Here is a 3953-nt window from a genome sequence, read left to right on the forward strand (position 1 = left end):
ATGAACGGTATCACCACCATCCGCATCCGGCAGGGCGGCCATATCGACATTTCGGGTGGCCCCGATCTCGCGATCCTGCGCGGCGCGATGCAGGAGGAACCACCACCGGGAGCGCTAAAGTGACCAAGGTGACACCATGAACCACGATTGCGGCAACCTCTGTCACCTTAAGCGCCGCCGCGCGATTTTGCGCATCGGCATTGCCCATGTCATGATAGGGTTGCGCGGGACTAGGTAGAGGGGAGTTTCATGAAAAAATCGACGCGCGCGCTGCTCGGGCTGGTTCTGCTCGACCTCATCGTCGTCATCGGCGCCTGGTGGATGATCGAGCGGACACGCAGCGGCGCATGGAATTCGAACGATCCGGCGGGTTCGATCACGATGGTCACGACCACCGCGGGCATGCTGGTCGGCGTGATCTCGGCGGTGCTGCTGCTCGCCTTCGTCATGCACCGCCGCGCGGGGAACTGATCGCCGGAACACCATCCGAAACAAGACAGCCCTCCCGCCTGGGTCGCAGGGGCGGGAGGGCTGTGTTCCGGACCGGCGTGGTGGGCCGGGCCGGAGACGAAAATGGGTGCCTGGCTTAGCGCGCCGCGGCTTCGCGGACCTTCTGCACCGCGGGGAGAAGCAGGCCGATCAGGATCTGCACCGGGTTCGAGGTGACTGTTATGCTGCCCTGTGCGGGCTGCGCCGACTGCGCCATCGCCGGGGTCGCCGAAAGGGCGACGGTCAGCGCGAGAACGGGGGCGAGGATCATCTTCTTGGTCATGGTCATTTCCTTTTCAAAGCGGTACAATGTGTTTCGAATTGGGCTCGGGTCGTTCCCGATGACCTGCTTATGGCGCGCGGCCGCGCAGCCGGCGGTGATCGCCATCACTCGCCCGAAAAAATTTCACAAAGACCTGAAAAGAAAAGAAAGAAAAATTTATCCGCGCTTGAGCCGTACCAGCGCGCTATCGAGCGCTTGCAGGAATTGCGAACGATCGGCCTTCGAGAAGGGCGGCGGCCCGCCCATCCCGTCGCTCATTCCCGAACGCAGGTCCGCCATGATCGCGCGCGTCGCGATCGCCGGCCCGATCGACGCCATGGTGAAAGGCTTGCCATTGGGGCCGAGTACGCTCGCCCCCGCCTTCAGCGCGCGGTCGGCGAGCAATATGTCGGCGGTGACGACGACGCTCCGCGCATTCGCCGCCTCGGCGATACAGTCGTCGGCGGCATCGAAGCCGTCCGATACGACAATCCGTTCGATCAACGGGTGCTCGGGCACGCGCAGCCGGCTGTTGCTCACGACCTTCACCGGCACCTCGTGCCGCCACGCGACACGGTAGATCTCGTCCTTCACAGGACAGGCATCGGCATCGACGAGGATTTGAACAGGCGTGGACATGGGCGAAAGCGGTCAGCCGACCTCGACGCCCTTCCAGAAGGCGATGCGGCCCTTGATCGCCGCCGCCGCTTCCTTGGGATCGGGATAATACCAGGCCGCATCCGCGTTCACCTGCCCATCGACGGTGACATGGTGATAATGCGCGATGCCCTTCCACGGGCAATGGCTCGTCGTCGCGCTGTCAGAAAGCACCTCCGCATCAACCGCGCCGCGCGGGAAATAATGATTGCCCTCGACTACGACCGTATCGTCGCTATCGGCGATCACCGCGCCGTTCCACCGTGCCTGCACCATCGCGCTTATTTCTTCATATTGTCGAGTCCGGCGACGACGCCGGTCTTGGTCGACGGATTGCTGGCATTCGGCTTCTTGGGCTTTTCGGCCTTGGGCTTGCGGACTTCGCGGCTCGATTTCTTCTGGCTCTTCGCCATGGTCAATACCTTGAAAAGGCGGCGGACGCCTGTGCCCGCCACGACGATCCTACCCCCTTTGCCGCCCCGCGTCGCCTGTTATCCCGCCAGCCCGTCCCACAAGAGCTTCGCGCCGAGCAGCACCATCAGAACGTAAATGAGTACATAGAAGCGCGCGCCGTCGATCCGTTTCAGCCAGCGCACGGTGAGCAGGGTCGAAACGATCGCGAGCGGCATCAGCAGCGCGGCGGCGACGAGCACTTCGTGCGGAAAGGCGCCGAGCGCGATATAGGCGGGCACCTTCATCCAGTTGATCGCCGCGAACAGGATCGAACTGGTGCCGACGAAGACGAGGTGCGGCAGGCGGCGCGGCGTCACCCACATCTGGAACGGCGGCCCGCCGGCGTGCGCGATCTGGCTGGTGAAGCCCGTCGCCACCCCGAACAGGCTGCCGACCCAGCCCGGCGAGGTCGACGCGGCGACGACGCGCCCGCCGCGCTCGACCCACAGGCGGTAGAGGCCGAACGCCAGCGTGATCGCCCCCAGCGCCGCCATCAGCTTCGCCTCGTCGACGCGTTCGGCATAGGCATAGCCCGCGGCGATGCCGACCGCGGCGCCGGGCAGCATCCAGCCGATGATCCAGCCGTCCCACGTCTTGCGGAACGACCAGACGCTGACGACGTCCTGCACGATCAATATCGGAAGCAGCAGCGCAGCGGCGATCGTCGGCGGCAGCACCAGCGCGACGAGCGGCGTCGCAAGCGCCCCGACCCCCGACAGCCCGCCCTTGGCGAGCCCGAGCAGGATTACCGCAGCGGCGAGCACAAGCAGCGTCAGCGGGTCGGCAAGCAGGCTCATGCAGCGGCGGTGCCCGACGTTTCCGGCGCGGTCTCGGGCAGGCGCCAGTCGATCGCGCCGCGGCCATGCGCTTCCAGAAACGCGTTTGCCTGGCTGAACGGCCGCGACCCGAAAAAGCCGTTGTGCGCCGACAAAGGCGAGGGATGCGGCGCGCGCAGGATCAGATGTGGGCTTCCCGCGCCGAGGCCCGGCACATTCGCCGCCTTCTTTTGCGCATGGCTCCCCCACAGGATGAAGACCTTCGGCGCCGGATCGGCGGCCACCGCCGCGACGACCGCGTCGGTGAATTTCTCCCACCCCTTGCCCTGATGCGACGCGGCCATGCCGCTCTCGACCGTCAGGCAATTGTTGAGCAGCAGCACGCCCTGTTCGGCCCAATGCTTCAAAAACCCGTGCGACGCGGGCGGAATGCCGAGGTCGCTCTGCATTTCCTTGTAGATATTGACGAGGCTTGGCGGCGTGCGCACTCCCGGCTGGACCGAGAAGCACAGCCCATGCGCCTGCCCCGGCCCGTGATAGGGATCCTGCCCCAATATCACGACGCGCACGTCCTGCGGCGGGGTTGCGTCCAATGCCGCGAACCAGTCGCGCGGCCGCGGATAGATCGCCTTGCCCTTCGCGCGCTCCTCGCCAAGAAACGCCTTCAGCGCCGCCATATAGGGCTGCTCGAACTCGCCGCCGATGCGCGCGAGCCAGTCGGGATGCAGTTTGACCTCGGACATGCTGCGCGCTTCACCAGAGCGGCGCGGGCTTGTCCAGCCCTGTTCCCCCGGCCTTTTCCGGTAGTGCACCTTTTCTTTTATCGTGACAGAGGTCTGAAAAACGACCGGAAGTTACCGCACCCCGGCGAAGGCCGGGGTCCAGGGCGCAACCAGCAGACGTCTGCTCTCTAACGCCCTGGGCCCCGGCCTTCGCCGGGGAACAAGATGGCAGCTAACGACCGATTGCGGTCGCTCCATTCTAGTAATTCGTCATTCCCGCGAAAGCGGGAACCCAGGGATGGGCCAGCCGACGGACGCTCTGGGTCCCCGCTTCCGCGGGGATGACGAAAATGGGGGATGTCCGCTCCCCACCCCAAGGCTGTCGTTCGCGCCCTCACTTCGCCGCGTTCCCGTTGACACCACGCGCCCCAAATCCTATATCACCCGCATACCCCACCGTCCGAGATAGAGCCTGACTTTGCGCAGCGGGCTGTACGGATAGGGCGGCGGGGATTTCGACAGCGTTGAAAAGCTGCGGTAAACCGGCGACGGTTGCCTGCGGCTTTTTTCGCGTCGGTGCGCTCGCGACCTGAT

General features: G+C 65.2%; 7 protein-coding genes. 1 reads left to right on the forward strand and 6 read right to left on the reverse strand.

Features of this window, described 5'->3' with window-relative positions; translation table 11 throughout:
• Nucleotides 1-249 precede the first annotated feature (249 nt).
• A complete protein-coding gene (locus tag VJ811_RS08430; protein ID WP_324071823.1) occupies nt 250-471 on the forward strand; it encodes a hypothetical protein in 222 nt (73 codons plus the stop codon).
• A gap of 115 nt (nt 472-586) precedes the next feature.
• Here the strand turns inward: VJ811_RS08430 and VJ811_RS08435 are convergent, their stop codons facing one another.
• The 6 genes from VJ811_RS08435 to ung form a co-directional block, all read right to left on the reverse strand.
• Nucleotides 587-772: a hypothetical protein gene (locus VJ811_RS08435; RefSeq protein ID WP_324071824.1), complete on the reverse strand. Its 186-nt coding sequence runs from the start codon at nt 770-772 to the stop codon at nt 587-589.
• 156 nt (nt 773-928) lie between these two features.
• Nucleotides 929-1390, reverse strand: a complete 462-nt coding sequence (locus VJ811_RS08440) for a YaiI/YqxD family protein (protein ID WP_324071825.1) — start codon at nt 1388-1390, stop codon at nt 929-931.
• A 12-nt stretch (nt 1391-1402) separates the two neighbouring features.
• Nucleotides 1403-1684, reverse strand: coding sequence for a DUF427 domain-containing protein (locus VJ811_RS08445; RefSeq protein WP_324071826.1), 282 nt, complete (start codon nt 1682-1684; stop codon nt 1403-1405).
• A 5-nt stretch (nt 1685-1689) separates the two neighbouring features.
• The gene (locus VJ811_RS08450) at nt 1690-1821 is read right to left on the reverse strand and encodes a hypothetical protein (protein ID WP_324071827.1); all 132 of its coding nucleotides are present in this window, start codon (nt 1819-1821) and stop codon (nt 1690-1692) included.
• 78 nt (nt 1822-1899) lie between these two features.
• Complete coding sequence (locus VJ811_RS08455; RefSeq protein ID WP_324071828.1) at nt 1900-2658, reverse strand: sulfite exporter TauE/SafE family protein; 759 nt, start codon at nt 2656-2658, stop codon at nt 1900-1902.
• Nucleotides 2655-3380 (reverse strand): uracil-DNA glycosylase, encoded by a 726-nt coding sequence (ung, locus tag VJ811_RS08460; RefSeq protein ID WP_324071829.1) that lies wholly within the window; start codon nt 3378-3380, stop codon nt 2655-2657. Before ung ends, VJ811_RS08455 begins: the two co-directional genes overlap by 4 nt.
• Nucleotides 3381-3953 lie beyond the last annotated feature (573 nt).

Source organism: Sphingopyxis sp. (assembly GCF_035250425.1).
Taxonomy (GTDB): domain Bacteria; phylum Pseudomonadota; class Alphaproteobacteria; order Sphingomonadales; family Sphingomonadaceae; genus Sphingopyxis.

Coding starts and splice junctions, on each gene's coding strand:
- VJ811_RS08430 (WP_324071823.1), top strand. CDS start 250: ATGAAAAAATCGACGCGCGCGCTGCTCGGGCTGGTTCTGCTCGACCTC.
- VJ811_RS08435 (WP_324071824.1), bottom strand. CDS start 772: ATGACCAAGAAGATGATCCTCGCCCCCGTTCTCGCGCTGACCGTCGCC.
- VJ811_RS08440 (WP_324071825.1), bottom strand. CDS start 1,390: ATGTCCACGCCTGTTCAAATCCTCGTCGATGCCGATGCCTGTCCTGTG.
- VJ811_RS08445 (WP_324071826.1), bottom strand. CDS start 1,684: ATGGTGCAGGCACGGTGGAACGGCGCGGTGATCGCCGATAGCGACGAT.
- VJ811_RS08450 (WP_324071827.1), bottom strand. CDS start 1,821: ATGGCGAAGAGCCAGAAGAAATCGAGCCGCGAAGTCCGCAAGCCCAAG.
- VJ811_RS08455 (WP_324071828.1), bottom strand. CDS start 2,658: ATGAGCCTGCTTGCCGACCCGCTGACGCTGCTTGTGCTCGCCGCTGCG.
- ung (WP_324071829.1), bottom strand. CDS start 3,380: ATGTCCGAGGTCAAACTGCATCCCGACTGGCTCGCGCGCATCGGCGGC.